General features: G+C 74.4%; 15 protein-coding genes and 1 pseudogene. 5 read left to right on the top strand and 11 right to left on the bottom strand.

Going from position 1 to position 14543, the window contains the following annotated elements:
* Positions 1-7: 7 nt before the first annotated feature.
* From ACIPM1_RS29280 to ACIPM1_RS29245, 8 genes are all read right to left on the bottom strand, one after another.
* Positions 8-898, bottom strand: a complete 891-nt coding sequence (locus ACIPM1_RS29280; RefSeq protein WP_402439652.1) for a dihydrodipicolinate synthase family protein — start codon at positions 896-898, stop codon at positions 8-10.
* A complete protein-coding gene (locus ACIPM1_RS29275) occupies positions 895-2268 on the bottom strand; it encodes an NAD(P)/FAD-dependent oxidoreductase (RefSeq protein WP_402439651.1) in 1374 nt (457 codons plus the stop codon). The genes ACIPM1_RS29280 and ACIPM1_RS29275 overlap by 4 nt, the downstream gene beginning before the upstream one ends.
* Complete coding sequence (locus ACIPM1_RS29270; RefSeq protein ID WP_402439649.1) at positions 2258-2557, bottom strand: (2Fe-2S)-binding protein; 300 nt, start codon at positions 2555-2557, stop codon at positions 2258-2260. Before ACIPM1_RS29270 ends, ACIPM1_RS29275 begins: the two co-directional genes overlap by 11 nt.
* Entirely contained in the window at positions 2554-3744 is a 1191-nt protein-coding gene (locus tag ACIPM1_RS29265) for an NAD(P)/FAD-dependent oxidoreductase (protein WP_402439647.1), read from the bottom strand. The genes ACIPM1_RS29270 and ACIPM1_RS29265 overlap by 4 nt, the downstream gene beginning before the upstream one ends.
* 177 nt (positions 3745-3921) lie before the next feature.
* Positions 3922-4737, bottom strand: a complete 816-nt coding sequence (locus ACIPM1_RS29260; protein ID WP_402439645.1) for an ABC transporter permease — start codon at positions 4735-4737, stop codon at positions 3922-3924.
* A 17-nt stretch (positions 4738-4754) separates the two neighbouring features.
* The gene (locus tag ACIPM1_RS29255; RefSeq protein WP_356190434.1) at positions 4755-5654 is read right to left on the bottom strand and encodes an ABC transporter permease; all 900 of its coding nucleotides are present in this window, start codon (positions 5652-5654) and stop codon (positions 4755-4757) included.
* Positions 5655-5657: 3 nt separating this feature from the next.
* Positions 5658-6857, bottom strand: coding sequence for an ABC transporter substrate-binding protein (locus ACIPM1_RS29250; protein ID WP_402439643.1), 1200 nt, complete (start codon positions 6855-6857; stop codon positions 5658-5660).
* Positions 6858-6884: 27 nt separating this feature from the next.
* On the bottom strand, positions 6885-7922 hold the full coding sequence (locus ACIPM1_RS29245; protein WP_402439641.1) for an ABC transporter ATP-binding protein: 1038 nt from the start codon (positions 7920-7922) through the stop codon (positions 6885-6887).
* A gap of 223 nt (positions 7923-8145) precedes the next feature.
* Here ACIPM1_RS29245 and ACIPM1_RS29240 point away from each other — a divergent pair, with 223 nt between their 5' ends.
* The gene (locus ACIPM1_RS29240; RefSeq protein ID WP_402439762.1) at positions 8146-8886 is read left to right on the top strand and encodes a FadR/GntR family transcriptional regulator; all 741 of its coding nucleotides are present in this window, start codon (positions 8146-8148) and stop codon (positions 8884-8886) included.
* A gap of 36 nt (positions 8887-8922) precedes the next feature.
* Positions 8923-9720: a cache domain-containing protein gene (locus tag ACIPM1_RS29235; RefSeq protein WP_402439639.1), complete on the top strand. Its 798-nt coding sequence runs from the start codon at positions 8923-8925 to the stop codon at positions 9718-9720.
* 221 nt (positions 9721-9941) lie between these two features.
* Here the strand turns inward: ACIPM1_RS29235 and ACIPM1_RS29230 are convergent, their stop codons facing one another.
* On the bottom strand, positions 9942-10613 hold the full coding sequence (locus ACIPM1_RS29230; RefSeq protein ID WP_402439638.1) for a hypothetical protein: 672 nt from the start codon (positions 10611-10613) through the stop codon (positions 9942-9944).
* 225 nt (positions 10614-10838) lie between these two features.
* Between ACIPM1_RS29230 and ACIPM1_RS29225 the strand changes: the two genes are divergently transcribed.
* The 3 genes and pseudogenes from ACIPM1_RS29225 to ACIPM1_RS29215 all read left to right on the top strand — a co-directional run bounded on the left by ACIPM1_RS29225 (position 10839) and on the right by ACIPM1_RS29215 (position 12764).
* Complete coding sequence (locus ACIPM1_RS29225; RefSeq protein ID WP_356190446.1) at positions 10839-11495, top strand: helix-turn-helix transcriptional regulator; 657 nt, start codon at positions 10839-10841, stop codon at positions 11493-11495.
* Between the two features lie 32 nt (positions 11496-11527).
* Positions 11528-12064, top strand: a pseudogene (locus tag ACIPM1_RS29220) (toxin-antitoxin system, toxin component); the annotation flags it as partial.
* Between the two features lie 475 nt (positions 12065-12539).
* Positions 12540-12764: a hypothetical protein gene (locus ACIPM1_RS29215; RefSeq protein WP_402439636.1), complete on the top strand. Its 225-nt coding sequence runs from the start codon at positions 12540-12542 to the stop codon at positions 12762-12764.
* An 83-nt stretch (positions 12765-12847) separates the two neighbouring features.
* On the opposite strand, the gene ACIPM1_RS29210 is transcribed toward ACIPM1_RS29215, so the two are convergent.
* The gene (locus ACIPM1_RS29210) at positions 12848-13528 is read right to left on the bottom strand and encodes a 4'-phosphopantetheinyl transferase (protein ID WP_402439635.1); all 681 of its coding nucleotides are present in this window, start codon (positions 13526-13528) and stop codon (positions 12848-12850) included.
* Complete coding sequence (locus ACIPM1_RS29205; RefSeq protein ID WP_402439633.1) at positions 13525-14385, bottom strand: metallophosphoesterase family protein; 861 nt, start codon at positions 14383-14385, stop codon at positions 13525-13527. The genes ACIPM1_RS29210 and ACIPM1_RS29205 overlap by 4 nt, the downstream gene beginning before the upstream one ends.
* Positions 14386-14543: the final 158 nt, after the last annotated feature.

The raw sequence follows: 14543 nt of genomic DNA, 5'->3' as shown, positions 1-14543 counted from the left end.
CTCCGCGCTAGGCGAGTCCGGCCGCGAGGGCCTTCTCGGTGGCGGCGCGGACGGCGGCCTCCTGCCCCGGCAGCAGGGGCATACGGGGCGGCCGCACCGGGCCGCCGTACCGTCCGGCCACGTCCATGGACAGCTTGACGGCCTGCACGAACTCGGGGCGCGAGTCCCAGCGCAGCAGCGGATGCAGCTGCCGGTACAGGTGCCGGGCCGTGGCCAGGTCGCCGTCGACGGCGGCGTGGAACAGCTCGACGGTCGCGGCGGGCAGGACGTTCGGGAAGCCGGCCACCCAGCCCTTGGCGCCCGCGAAGGCGAACTCCAGCAGGACGTCGTCGGCACCGGCCAGCAGGTCCAGGTCCGGGGCGAGTTCGGCGATCCGCCAGGCGCGGCGGACGTCTCCGGAGAACTCCTTGACGGCTCGGATGTGTCCCTCGCCGTGCAGCCGCGCCAGCAGCTCGGGCACGAGGTCGACCTTGGTGTCGACGGGGTTGTTGTAGGCGACGACGGGCAGACCGGTCCTCGCGACCTCCGCGTAGTGGGCGAGGACCGAACGCTCGTCGGCGCGGTAGCCGTTGGGCGGCAGCAGCATCACCGCCCGGCAGCCGGCGCCGCCCGCCTGCTCGGCCCAGCGGCGGGCCTCGGCGGACCCGTAGGCGGCCGCGCCCGGCACCACGCGCTGCCCGCCGATCGCCGCGACGGCGGTGTCGACGACCCGGGAGCGCTCCTCGGGGGTGAGCACCTGGTACTCGCCGAGCGAGCCGTTGGGCACGACGCCGTCGCAGCCGTTCTCGACGAGCCAGGCGCACTGCTCGGCGTAGCGGTCGTAGTCCACGGACAGGTCCTCGCGCAGCGGCAGCGCGGTGGCGACGAGGACGCCGTGCCAGGGGCGGTGGCCGGTCATGGGGTTCCTTCCTCGGTGACGTCGTCGGGGTGGCGGGCGAGCACGCCGAGCGGCACGGGCCGGGCCAACGGCATCCGGCCCGGCACGAGTTCGCAGCCGGCGGTCCCGGCGACCGCCGGTGCGCACATCCGGCCCTGGCACCAGCCCATGCCGGCCCGGGTGAGCAGCTTCACGGTGCGCAGGTCTCCCGCGCCGAGCCCGGTCACGGCCGCGCGGACGGCGCCCGCGGTGACCTCCTCGCAGCGGCAGAGCACGGTGTCGTCGGTGACCTGGTCGGCCCAGTGCGCGGGCGGGGCGTACGCGGCGTCGAGTGCCGTCGCGCAGGCCCGCAGCCGGCGGCGGGCCCGGGCGGCCGCGGACCACCCGCGCGGGTCGGGTGCGGTGCCCTTCAGCCGGGCCGCGGCCGACCGGCCGGCGATGTGGCCCTCCGCGAGCGCCAGTGCGGCGCCGCCGACGCCGGTGGTCTCCCCGGCCGCCCACACTCCGGGCACGTCCGTGCGCTGCTCGTCGTCCACCCGCACGGCAGGGCCGTCGAGTCCGCAGCCGAGCGCTTCGGCGAGGTCGGTGTGCGGGAGCATCCCGTGCCCGACGGCGAGGGTGTCGCAGTCGAGGTGCCGCGCGGTGCCGGGCCGGACGCGGCCCGCGGTGTCCAGTGCGGCGACGGTGACGCCGGTCAGCGCGGTGTCGCCGTGCGCACGGACGACCGTGTGGCGGGTCAGGAGGCGGACGCGGTGGCGCAGCAGCCGGGCCGCGTGTCCGGCTCCCTCGGGCACCTTGGCGGCCAGGGCCCGCCCGTGCCGTACGAGGGTCTCGGCTGCGGTGGACTCCACCAGCGCGGCGACCTCGACCCCGGCCGTCGCCAGCCCGGTCGCCACCGGCAGCAGCAGCGGCCCGGTGCCCGCCACGACGGCCCGGCGCCCCGGCACCACCAGCGCCCCCTTCAGCAGGGCCTGCGCCCCGCCCGCGGTGACGACGCCGGGCAGGGTCCAGCCGGGGAAGGGCAGCACCTTCTCGTAGCCGCCGGTGGCGATCAGCACGGCGCGCGCGCGGACCGCGACCGGCTCCCGCTGGTCCGGGCCGCGCAGGGCGTGCACGGTGAAACCGCGCTCCACGAACCACACATGATGGTCCGTCAGTATGCGCACGTCACTGGCCGCGAGCGCGTCCCGCATCCGTTCCCGGATCCGCCCGTGGTGGTGGAGCGTCCGGGGGCGCGGGGCGCCGAGGCCGGGTGCGGGCTGCCGGTGGAACTGGCCGCCGGGCGCCGGGGCCGCGTCGAGCAGGGTGACCCGCGTCCCGCGCGCGGCCGCCGCCAGGGCCGCGGCGATCCCCGCCGGTCCCGCGCCGACCACGGCGAGGTCAGTCCTCATGGCCCGTCCCCTCCTGCGTGCGGATCACGTCACCGGGCCGCACCGGCGCCAGGCAGGCCCGCTGGTTGGGGCGGCCGTTGACGGTCACCAGGCAGTCGAAGCAGACGCCGATCCCGCAGAACACCCCGCGCGGGCGGCCCGCGCCCCGGGTGGTGCGCCAGGAGGTGACGCCCGCGGCCCAGAGCACGGCGGCGACGGTCCGGCCGGGCAGGGCCTCGATCTCCCGGCCGTCGAAGGTGACGGTGAAGGCGGGACCGGGCCTGGCCCCCACCCGTTCGAGCGGGTTCACCGGGCCTCCCCCCGGACCCGCGCGGGGCGGGCCGGTCCGGCGCCGGGCGGCGGGAAGCGGTCGGGCCGGAACGGCGCCGGGTCCAGGGCGGGTTCGGCCCCGGTCAGCGCCCGCGCGATGAGGGGCCCGGTCCCGGTCGCCAGCCCGATGCCCGCGCCCTCGTGCCCGCACGCGTGGTACAGCCCGGGCGCGCGGGGGTCCGGGCCGATCGCGGGCAGGTGGTCGGGCAGGTACGGGCGGAAACCGGCGTAGGTCCGCAGCGCCCGTACGCCGGTCAGGAACGGGAACAGCCGGATCGCGCCCGCCGCCAGCGCCCGCAGCGCGGGCAGGGACGACGACCGGTCGAAGCCGACCCGTTCGCGGCAGGCGCCGATCAGGAGCGGACCGGCGGCCGTCCCCTCGACCACCGGGGAGGTCCGCAGGACGGCCGAGTCGCCGGCGACGTCGGCGACGTAGCCGGCCGCGTAGACCTTGTGCCGGACGCGGGGCGGCAGCGGTTCGGTGACGAGGACGAAGCCGCGCCGGGGCAGCACGGGCAGGAACACCCCGGCGAGCGCGGCGAGTTCGCCGCCCCACACCCCGGCCGCGTTGACGACGGCCGGGGCGTGGACGGTGCCCCGGTCGGTGCGCACCCCGCGCACCGCGCCCGCCGGGCCGCGCAGCACCTCGCCCACCGTCCGGCCGGTCAGCAGCCGCGCGCCGGAGGCCCGCAGCACGTGCGCGGCGGCCAGGGCGGGCATGACCTGGGCGTCCTGCGGGTAGTGCACGGCGCCGGCCAGTCCGGGCGCCAGGTACGGCTCCAGTACGCGGAGTTGCCCGGCGGACACGCCCACCGCGCGTACCCCGCAGGCTCGTTGGGCCGACGCCAGGGCCTCCAGCCCGGTCAGCGACTCGGGGGTGGTGGCGACGACGACCCCGCCCTTGGGCTCGTATTCGACGAGATCGCCCAGTTCCCCGGCCAGTTCGCGCCACAGCCGCAGGGAGTGCAGGGCCAGGTCGAGTTCGGGGCCGGGCTCCTTGTCGGAGACGAGGAGGTTGCCCTCCCCCGCGCCCGTCGTGCCGGAGGCCACCGGTCCGCGGTCCACCACGGTCACGTCCAGGCCCGCCCGAGCGGCGTACAGAGCACACGCGGCGCCCACCATCCCGGCGCCGACGATCACGACATCGCAGGTCAGCGACTCGCCCACGCCAGTACTATGTCACACACCACACGTGGAGGGAACAGGCCCGGCCGGGCGGCCGGGCCCCGTGCGCACCCGCGCGGGCCGGCACCCGCCGACGGCCCCGGACAGCCCGCGGCCGACCCCTGACAGCCCCGGCCGGACCCGGCCGATCCCCGCCACGCGGGCACCACCCCGCCCCGGCTACACCCGGCTCGTGGTCGCCGTGTCCGCCGACAGCCGCTGGGCGACGTAGATGGGCACGACGGACAGGAGCACGAGGAGGGCCGCCACGACGTTCACCACCGGCGCCTGCTGCGGCCGGGTCATGTTGCCGAAGATCCAGACGGGCAGGGTCTCGACGCCCGGCCCGGCGGTGAAGGTGGTCACCACGATCTCGTCGAAGGACAGCGCGAAGGCGAGCAGGCCGCCCGCGAACAGCGCCGAGCGCACCAGCGGGAAGGTGACGTCGGCGAAGGCGCGGAAGGTGTGCGCGCCGAGGTCGGCCGCCGCCTCCTCGTAGGAGCCGGAGGTGCGCCGCAGCCGGGCGACGACGTTGTTGAAGACGACGACGATGCAGAAGGTGGCGTGCCCGACGACCACCGTGAACAGGCCGAGGCCGACGCCGAGGGGCTCCAGGACCGCGCTGAACGCGGAGTTGAGCGCGATGCCCGTGACGATGCCGGGCAGCGCGATCGGCAGCACGACCACGAAGGAGAGGGTGTCGCGGCCGAAGAAGCGGTGCCGGGCCACCGCGAAGGCGATCAGCGTGCCGAGGACCAGGGCGACGGCGGTGGCGCCGAGGCCCGCCTTCACCGACACCCACAGAGCCGCGCGGGCACCGGAGTTGTCCCAGGCCACCGACCACCAGTGCGCGGTCAGTCCTGGCGGCGGCCAGCTCGCACTGCGGTCCGGGTTCAGGGAGTTGACGAGGACCAGCAGCAGCGGCACGTAGATCACCGCGAAGCCGAAGCCGGCGGCGACGCGCAGCGCGAGGCGGGCCGGACGGGAGAGCTGCATGACGAGGAACACCCCTCTTACAGGCTGCTGAGGGCGCCCGTGCGGCGCACGGCCAGCAGGTACAGCACGATGACGACGACGGGGACCGTGCCGAGCGCGGCGGCCATGGGCAGGTTGAGTTCGATGTCGGAGTAGACGAGGTTGCCGATCAGCTGGGTCTTGCCGCCGACGATCTGCACGGTGATGTAGTCGCCGAGGCTGAGCGAGAAGGTGAAGACCGACCCGGCGGCCACGGACGGCAGCACCATGGGCAGCACCACCGAGCGGAAGGTGCGCCAGGCCCCGGCGCCCAGGTCGGCGGAGGCGTCGAGCAGGTTGGCGGGCAGCTGCTCCAGGGCCGTGTGGATCGGCAGGATCATGTACGGCAGCCACAGGTACGTCAGGGTCAGCACGGTGGCCGCCAGGCCGAACCCCGGACCGGCGAGCCCGAACGGCCTCAGCATCCAGTCGGCGAGGCCGCCCTCGGACAGGATCAGCCGCCAGGCGTACACCTTGACCAGGTAACTCGCCCACAGCGGGGTGAGGATGGCGACCACCAGCAGCGGGCGGCGCCGCGGCCGGGCCACGCGGGCGGTGTAGAAGGCGAGCGGGAAGGCGATCACCACGCAGAGCGCCGTGACCGCGAGCGCGACGCCGATGCTGCGCAGCACCACCTGGCGGTAGACGGGCGTGGTCAGCAGCGCGCGGAAGTTGTCGGCCGTCCAGACCCGCACCACCTCGGAGGTGAAGGCGTCCGTGGTCCAGAAGGCGGACACGAACAGCGCGGTCAGCGAGCCGAGGTACAGCACGGTCAGCCACAGCAGCGGGGCCGTGAGCAGCGCGGAGAGCCGGAGCCGGGGGTGGCGGTGCAGCACTCCGGCCAGCCGCCGGACGGTGGCCCGCGAGCCCCGCCCGGCGCTGTGCGCGGTGACGGTCATGGATCAGCCCTTGATCTCGGTCCAGGCCTGCACCCACCGCGCGTACGGGACGCACTTGACATCGGTGCGGCCGTCCAGGCACTGCTGGATGGGGGTGTTCCAGAAGGCGATCCGCTTCCAGTAGGCGGTGTCGCCGGCGTGGTAGGTGGCGCAGAAGTTCTTGTCGGCGGTCAGCGCGCAGGCCTTGGCGTTGGCGGGGGCCTCGCCGAAGTACTCGGCGACCTGGGCGTTGACCTTCGGGGAGACGATCCAGTCCAGCCACTTGTAGGCGCAGGTGGGGTGCTTGGCCTTCGCGGCGACCATCCAGGTGTCGGACCAGCCGGTCGAACCCTCCTTCGGCACCACGGCCTTGACCTTGGCGCCCTCGGAGGCGGCGAGGTTGGCGATGACCTGCCAGGTGGTGCCGACCACGGAGTCGCCGCTCTTGAAGGCGGAGACCTCCTTGAGGTAGTCGCTCCAGTACTCGCCGATGTTCGTGTTCTGCTTCTTCAGCAGGGCGACGGCGGCGTCGAACTGCCTCTGGTCGAGCGCGTAGGGGTCCTTGATCTTCAACTCGGGCCGGGTGGACTTGAGATACAGGGCCGCGTCGGCGATGTAGATGGGCGAGTCGTACGCGGTGACGTGGCCCCGGTGCGCCGAGGCGTCGTCGAAGACGGCGGACCAGGAGGTGGGCGCGGGGCTGACCTTCTCGGTGTTGTACATCAGCAGGTTGGCGCCGCGGCCGTGCGGGATGCCGTACGCCTTGCCCTTGACGGAGTTCCAGGGCTGCATCTTCAGGTCGCCGAAGATGTCCTTGTAGTTGGGGACGAGGGCGGTGTTGACGGGGGCCGCGTCGCCGGAGGCGATCAGGCGCAGCGAGGCGTCGCCGGAGGCCGACACGGCGTCGTACTGGCCGGTCTTCATCAGCTTGACCATCTCGTCGGAGCTGGCCGCCACTTTGGAGTGGACCTGACAGCCTGTGTTCTTCTCGAAGTCGCCGACCCAGTCGACCTTGGGGTCGTTGGAGCCGTCCTCGACGTAGCCGGCCCACGCGATCAGGTTGACCTGGCCCTCCGCCGCGCCCAGCTTCGACGGCGCCTTGAGGTCGGGCGGGTTGAGCCCGGGGGACGAGGAGGAGCCCGCGGAACCGGAGGATCCGCAGGCGGTGGCCGTCAGCAGCAGCGCGGCGGCGGCTGCGGCCTGAAGGGTTCGGGTGAGGCGCACGACGTTCTCCCTGGGAGGTGGGGTGGATCAGCGGGCGTCGGGGACCTGGACCGCGTGGCGGCGCTGCCACGCCAGGCGGACCCGGGTGCCGCGGTAGGCGGCGACGTCCTCGGCGGAGGTCTCCAGGTTCTGCTGGAGAGCGGTGAGCCGGCCGCCGGCGTCGAGGTCGACCAGGAAGCGGGTGCTGTCGCCCAGGTAGACGACCTCGGCGACGGTGCCCGTGGCGGTGGCGACCTCGGGCTCGTCGGCGGTGGCGGCCTCCTTGAGGACCCGGATCTTCTCCGGGCGGACGCTGTGGGTGCCGGACGCTCCGAGGATCCGCCGGGCGGACTCGCCGAGCAGCATGTTCGAGGTGCCGACGAAGGACGCCACGAACGGGGTCGCCGGGCGCTCGTAGATCTCGGCGGGGGCGCCGACCTGTTCGATGCGGCCCTGGTGGAAGACCGCGATGCGGTCGCTCATCGTCAGTGCCTCCTCCTGGTCGTGGGTGACGAAGACGAACGTGATGCCGACCTCGCGTTGCAGCGCCTTCAGTTCGACCTGCATCTGCTCGCGCAGCTTCAGGTCGAGGGCGCCGAGCGGCTCGTCGAGGAGCAGCACCCGGGGGCGGCCGACGAGGGCGCGGGCCAGTGCGACGCGCTGGCGCTGACCGCCGGAGAGCTGCGCGGGGCGGCGCCCGCCCAGACCGTCGAGCCGCACCTCGGCGAGGGCCTCGCGGGCCCGCACCAGCCGCTCGGCCTTGGGAACCTTGCGGATCTTGAGGCCGTAGGCGACGTTCTGCTCGACGGTCATGTGCGGGAACAGCGCGTAGTCCTGGAAGACGGTGTGGACGTCCCGCTCGAAGGGCGCGAGGCCGGTGACCTCCCGCCCGGCGAGGTCGATACGGCCCTCGGTCGGCGTCTCGAAGCCGGCGATCAGGCGCAGGACGGTCGTCTTGCCCGAGCCGGAGGGGCCGAGCATCGAGAAGAACTCGCCGTCCCGGATCTCCAGGTCGACCCCGGCCACGGCGGCCGTCTCCCCGAACGTCTTCCGCAGGCCCTGCAGCCTTACGGCCATTCCCTCCATGCGGGGAACCTTTCTGGCGCTCTCGAACGTTGAGCGGAAACATATGAAGTCATAGTTCAAATCTCAAGACCGCATCAAGGCAAAGCTTGGGTCAACTGGCAAGGTGGTGGCCGTGAAGCAAGAAGAACTCGGGAGCGGGCCCGGCCCGACCGGCGAGACCGGCACCACCGGCGGGGCGACGGGCACGGCGAGCGGTGCCGGCGAGAGGGGCGGGCTCGGCGCGATGGGCGGGGCCTTCGGAGCGGGCGACGCCCGCAGGGCCGTCTTCGCACCGGTGGACGGCCGGGCGCGGGTGGACGCCGTGGTGCGCCGGATCGGCGACGCCATCGAACTCGGGCTCCTCGCGGACGGGGAGCAGCTGCCCGGCGAGAGCGAACTGGCTGGTCTGCTCGGGGTGTCCACGGTGACCCTGCGGGAGGCGCTGATGGCGCTGCGGCAGCAGGGTCTGGTGACCACCCGGCGCGGACGCGGCGGCGGCAGCTTCGTCGCGCTGCCCGAAGTACCGGGCGAGGAGCGGCTGAGGTCCCGGCTGAGCGGCTGGAGCACCGAGGAGCTGCGCGACCTCGGCGACCACTGGGCCGCCCTGGCGGGCACCGCGGCCCGGCTCGCGGCGGAGCGCACGGAGCCGCACGACCTGACCCACCTGCGCCGTACGGCCGAGGAGCTGGCGCGCGCCGAGGACGCGGCGGCGCGCAGCCGGCTGTACGGCCGGTTCCATGTGGAGCTGGCGGCGGCCGCGCAGTCGGCGCGGCTCACCCGGGAGCAGGTCGCCCTGCAGACGGAGGTCGGGGCGCTGCTGTGCCTGGTGTTCGGCGACGACGAATATCGTGAAGAAGTCGCAGAACGTCACCGTGCCGTGATCTGTGCCGTGCAGGATGGGGACCGTGACGCGGCCCGCACGTCGGCCGAGCGGTGCGTGCGGGAGTCGGTGGCGCGGCTCGTAGCCGTACGCCTGACCCTGTAGCCGCACCGCCTCCGCTCCCGTCCGCTGGAGGGCGCCATGAGCCACAGCCCCGCGCTCGCCGAGGCGGCGGCCGCCGCCGCGCGGGACGCCTCCGCGGCGGAACGGACGGAGGCGCGGGTGACCGCACGGGTCGGCCGCGCCTTGGAGGCGGTGTTCGACGTGGTCGCCGACACCGCAGCGGACACGGCCGCGCTGCTGGCGCGGGCGGCCGGGCGGGGACATCGGCCGGCCACCGCCGACCTCGCCGCGCTGCGGCCGGGGCTGCATCTGCGCCTGGCCCGGGAGGAACTGGTCTCCGGGGTCGGCTTCATCGCCGCGCCGGGGCTGCTGGCCGATGTGCCGGCCTGGCTGGAGTGGTGGCAGAGCACGGCGCAGGGGGACGTGCGGCCGCTGCTGCCCGACCTCGATCCGGGGCGGTCGGCGTACGCGGACTACACGCACTGGGACTGGTTCGCGCTGCCCCGCGACACCGGGCTGCGGGCGGTGGCCGGGCCCTACGTCGACTACCTCTGCTCCGACGAGTACAGCCTGACGCTGTCCGCGCCGGTGACCGTGGCGGGCCGGTTCGCGGGGGTGGCCGCGGCCGACGTGTACCTGCGGCACTTCGAGGCGGCGGTGCTGCCGCTGCTGCGGGAACTGCCCGGCCCCGCCCGCCTGGTGAACGCCCGGGGGCGGGTGGCGGCCTCCGCCGATCCGGCGCACCTGGCCGGATCGCTCACCCGGGGGCCGGACTTCGGGGCGGTGCTGGAACGGGCGCGGGCCGTCGCCCACGGCGGGCTGCGGCTGGTGCCGTGCAGGTCGGTTCCGCTCGTGCTCGTGATCGGCGAGAGGTGAGGGCGCGGGCGGTACGACGGTGGCGCGCCGTGAGCGAGCCGGGCGAGGGATGTGAGCCCGGCGTCCAAGGCGGGTCGCGCGAGAGCCGGGGAGGGCGTCAGCCCGGCGTCCGGGGCGCGTCACGTGAGCCGGTCGGAATCCGCGGGCCCGGCGTCCGGGGCGAGTTCGGAGGGGTGGATGAACCCGGCGCCGTGGGCGACCTGAACGCGGACGGTGCCGGGTCAGGCCTCCGGGGCGGTCACCACGCTGAGGTGGCTCGCCGCACGCCGCGGGCGCTGTCGTCCGCGCGGGTCCTGCGCGGGAGGGCGCGTCTCGCGCAGCACCAGGGTGAACCGTGTGCAGCCGAGGTCGCGCAGGGTGGCCGGGGTCTCCTCGATGATGCGGCAGTCGGTGGCGCCCCAGCGCGGGTCCGGGTGCAGCAGCGGTCGGACCGCGCCGTCGGACACGACGGCCGCGTCGCCGACCGCGCGGATCCAGTGCGGCAGGCCGTGCCGGTAGGCGGCCTCCATGATGGGGTCCTGCGCGATGTCGCGGCGGACGGCCTGGAGCGCGGGGTCGTGACCGCGGCGCTCCATGGCGGACTCGAAGTGCGCCAGCATCGGCAGGCACCACCGTGACTCGTGCTCGCCGAGGACGCTGCCCGCGTCCGGGTGGAACAGCACGAACCGCAGGAAGTTGTCGTGCGGCATGGCCGTGGGGTGCGGTCCGACCTCGCCGAAGAGCGAGGTGAAGGCAGGGTTGGTGAGGACCACGTCCCAGCGGTGGTCGACGACGAACGAGGGAAAGGAGACGGCCTCCAGAAGCGCGGCGTAGTCCTGGAGATAGGCCCGCGCCTCGGGACTCTCGGGGACGGGCCGCGGTTCCGACCGCTGCCCTCCTGCCTGATATGCCATCGGGAGGTGTCACCCCTCTTGCCTCTGCGGCCTTCACGCGGCGCCTTGATCCTCCTGCCCGGACGCGAGTCGTGTCAACTATCGTGGCATTTCATGCCCGTCGACGGCTGAAATTGGCCACAGTTGTGGCGAGACCTGGATGTGAGTTCGAACGACCCGCTACTCTCCGGGAAGTTCACGGCAACCGCTTGTGAGAAGCCTGTGAGAGACGTAGGAGATCTGTCGGTGACGGATGGCTTCGAGGATCCGGGCACCACGGCGTCGGCTGTCCTGCCGGCCGTCGTCGCACGCGTCACCGCACTCGCCGACCGGCTCGACGTCCCGCACGCCGAGGTCTTCGACGTCAGCCGCCTGTCCGTGGCCTGCGGCGTGCCGGAACCCGTGGTCAGGGCCCTGCTCGGCGGACGGCCCGCGGGCGAGCCGGACGTGCAGGCCCGGTTCCTGCAGCGGCTGGACCTGCTGCGCCGCACCCGGCTGAAGCCCAACGGGCGCCGCTACACGCAGCAGGAGATCGCCGACGGCGCGGGCATGTCGCGGCAGCAGGCGGGCGCCCTCATCAACGGCGACCGGCGCCCCACCATGGAGCACTGCGACGCCATCCAGCGCTTCTTCCGGGTGCACGCCGGCTTCCTCACGGCCGAGGACCCCGAGGCCCTCGCGGGCGCCCTCCAGCGCAGTGAGCAGGAACTCCTCCAGCGGCTCGCCGACCGCGAGCGGCAGGCCGCCGAGGCCGCCGACGACCCGCTGGAACGGCTGTTGCAGGACCACGGCGTGCGCGGAATCGCCTGGCGGGCCGCGCAACTGCCCACCGACCAGCACCGCGACAAGGTCGCGGAGTGGCTGGACATGCTTCTGGAGAGCGTCAAGCGGCCCGAGTCGTGATGCTGGGGAGAAACATGGGCATCGGCAGGGACATGCGCCGCCTGTGCGGCGAGCTGGTCGCGGAGCTGAGCCTGCCGGCACCGGCCCGGCCGGCCGAGCTGTACGCCGCGCTGTGCGACGCCATGAGCAGGCGCCGCGGCCGTCCCGTCCGCTTCCGCACGGCCGCCTTCCCGCCCGGCACCGCCAGCGGGCTGTGGCTCGACATGACCGACCAGGACCTGGTCCTGGTGGAGGAACGCACGGCTCCCGACCACCAGTTGGTCATCCTCGGCCACGAGCTGTGGCACATGCAGGCCGGGCACTGCGGCCACCACGTCGACGGCGTCTCGGTCGCCGCGCGCCTGATCGGCGACCGGGCCGACCTCGCCGACCTGCGGGCGACCGTGCACCGGGCCGCGGCGCGCACCCGGTTCGACCTCAGCGAGGAGGAGCAGGCAGAGGCCTTCGGGCTGCTCCTCGCCAGCAAGTGCCGTACGTGGCTTGCCGGTTCGTCCTTACGCGGGCCGGTACGGCGCAATCATCTCGCCGGGCGGATCGAGGCGTCCCTGGGGTACCTGGGCCGCCGCGGGGAGGGCGAGGCGCACGACGCCCCCGGGGAGGGTGACATGTCCGAGGACGGCGGCGCCCCCGGGACCGGGGACGCCCCAAAAGCCGCGCGGGACGCGGGCGAGGCCCAGGACGGACGCGAGGCCCGTAACGCACCGCAGGACGGGAACGAACGTCAGGACCGCAACGTATGCGCGGCTCCGGGCGCCCCTGACGCCTGTGCGGCGGACCCGCGGCAGGGCGAGCCGGCCTGAGACGGCGGGGCAACGCGGGGCGGTAGGGGCAGTACGCACGGTGCGGTCGACGCGCCTTCCGGCCGTCCGGCCGTGGTCACGGCTGGTTTCGCCTCCGCTGAGCGGGCGAACCGGTACGGATCGCCGGGGGCATTGTCAGTGGCGGGCGGCAAGCTGGGAGTGCGCAGCCGCCGTGCGGAGGCGTACGCGCCCTCCGAGGGGCCGGGCGCGTGACCGTGTGACGCCGACCGGGGAGAGCGAATCCATGCCGACCGCCGTACTGACCGACCGCGAGCGCACCGCCGTCCAGGCCTACCTGCGCTTACTGCACACGGTACACGCGGCCTTCGACGGGCCGCCGGAGGGCCGGCCACCGCTCGTGCCGCCCGCCGTGCTCGCCGAGGCGGAGCGCGCCCTGGCCCGCGCGGGCCTCACCGGGAACGAGGAGGCGTTCTTCCGTCTGCTGCGGACCTGGTGCCCGGGGTCGTGAGCCGCGCCGGTGGACCCCTTCGGGCCGCCGGACCTCTTCGGGTCTCCTGCGGGGGCGGGTCGGCCGCCCCCGCATGGGGGATGTCAGGCGTGAGGCACCGTCACGGCGGTGGCCACCAGGCCCCGCCGGACGGCCCAGCGGCCCTCGAAGTGCGTGAGCGGACGGCCGCCCACCAGGGGCCCGGGGACCAGCAGTTCGGCACGGAAGCGGCCGAGAGGCGGCGTCCCCGGGTCGGCGTGGACCTCGATGTCCGCCTCGGTGAAGTCCAGCCACTTCCCGGTGAGGGGGAACCACGCCTTGTAGACGGACTCCTTGGCGCTGAACAGCAGCCGGTCCCAGTGCACGGCGGGCTCCCGGGCGGCCAGCAGGCTCAGCCGCTCCCGCTCGGCGGGCAGGGCGACGGCGGACAGGACGCCGTCGGGCAGCGGGGCGTGGGGCTCGGCGTCGACACCGAGGGAGGCCAGGTCGGCGGCGCGGACCAGGGCGGCGGCCCGGTAGCCGTCGCAGTGGGTCATGCTGCCGGTCAGCCCCTCCGGCCAGCGCGGGGCGCCGCGGTCGCCGGGCAGTACGGGCTGCGGCGGCACGCCGAGCTTCTCCATGGCCCGGCGGGCGCAGGCGCGCACGGCGGCGAACTCGCGGCGGCGCTTGTCCACCGCCCGCGCCACCACCGCCAGCTCCTCGGGGTGCAGCGGGGCGCGGTCGGTCTCGTCGTCGCCGTACGCCTCCACGGTCACCACCGAGTCCGGGAGCAGCTCCTCGATCAACGGGATCCGACCTCCATCGGAAGCACGCGGCGCAGCCGTCCCGGCGGTTCCGGGCGCTTGCGCCACTCACGGGGGTAACCCACCGACACCTCCTCGAAGCGGACGCCCTCGTGCCAGGTGGTCCGCGGGATGTGGAGGTGGCCGTAGACCATGGTGGCCACGCGGAATCTGCGGTGCCAGTCGGCGGTCAGCCGGGTGCCGCACCACATGGCGAACTCGGGGTGCCACAGGACGTTCAGGGGGTGCCGGTCCAGCGGATAGTGGTTGACCAGCACCGTGGGCAGGTCGCCGGGCAGTTCGGCGAGCCTGCGCCCGGTCTCCGTGACACGGGCCCGGCACCAGGCCTCGCGGCTCGGGTAGGGGTCGGGGTGCAGCAGGTACTCGTCGCTGCACACGATGCCGGTCCCGTGCGCGTACGCCAGCCCCTCGTCCTTGGTGGCGCAGCCCGCCGGCAGGAAGGAGTAGTCGTACAGGAGGAACAGCGGCGCCACGGCCACCGGGCCGCCGGGTCCGTCCCAGACCGGGTAGGGGTCCTCGGGCGTGATGACGCCCAGGTCGCGGCAGACCTCGACGAGGTGCTCGTAGCGCGCGACGCCGCGCAGCGTGACGGTGTCCCTCGGATGGGTCCACAGCTCGTGGTTGCCGGGTGCCCACACCACTGTGCGGAAGCGGTCCGCCAGCGTCTTCAGGGCCCAGCGGATGTCGGCCACGGTCTCGGCGACGTCCCCGGCCACCAGCAGCCAGTCGTCGTCGGAGCCGGGCACCATCGCCTCCACCAGCGCGCGGTTCTCGGCGTAGCCGATGTGCAGGTCGCTGACGGCCAGCAGCTCTCCGGCACCGCCGGCCTTCCTCGTCACCTGTCGCCCCCCTCCGCGCGCACGACGGTGACCACAAGAACACACCCGGCGCCGACCGGACAAGGGAACCCCGCGCCGACGGCGGGCGCGGCGGCCGAAAACCGCTGCTGCCGCGCAGGTCGTGCGGCGGTCCGTGTCGGCCGGCCCGCGCCCGCCGC

The sequence above is a fragment of the Streptomyces sp. NPDC086766 genome, from assembly GCF_044746005.1.
GTDB lineage: Bacteria > Actinomycetota > Actinomycetes > Streptomycetales > Streptomycetaceae > Streptomyces.
Note: the sequence above shows the minus strand (reverse complement) of the source record. Positions and strands in the feature narration are given on the sequence as shown.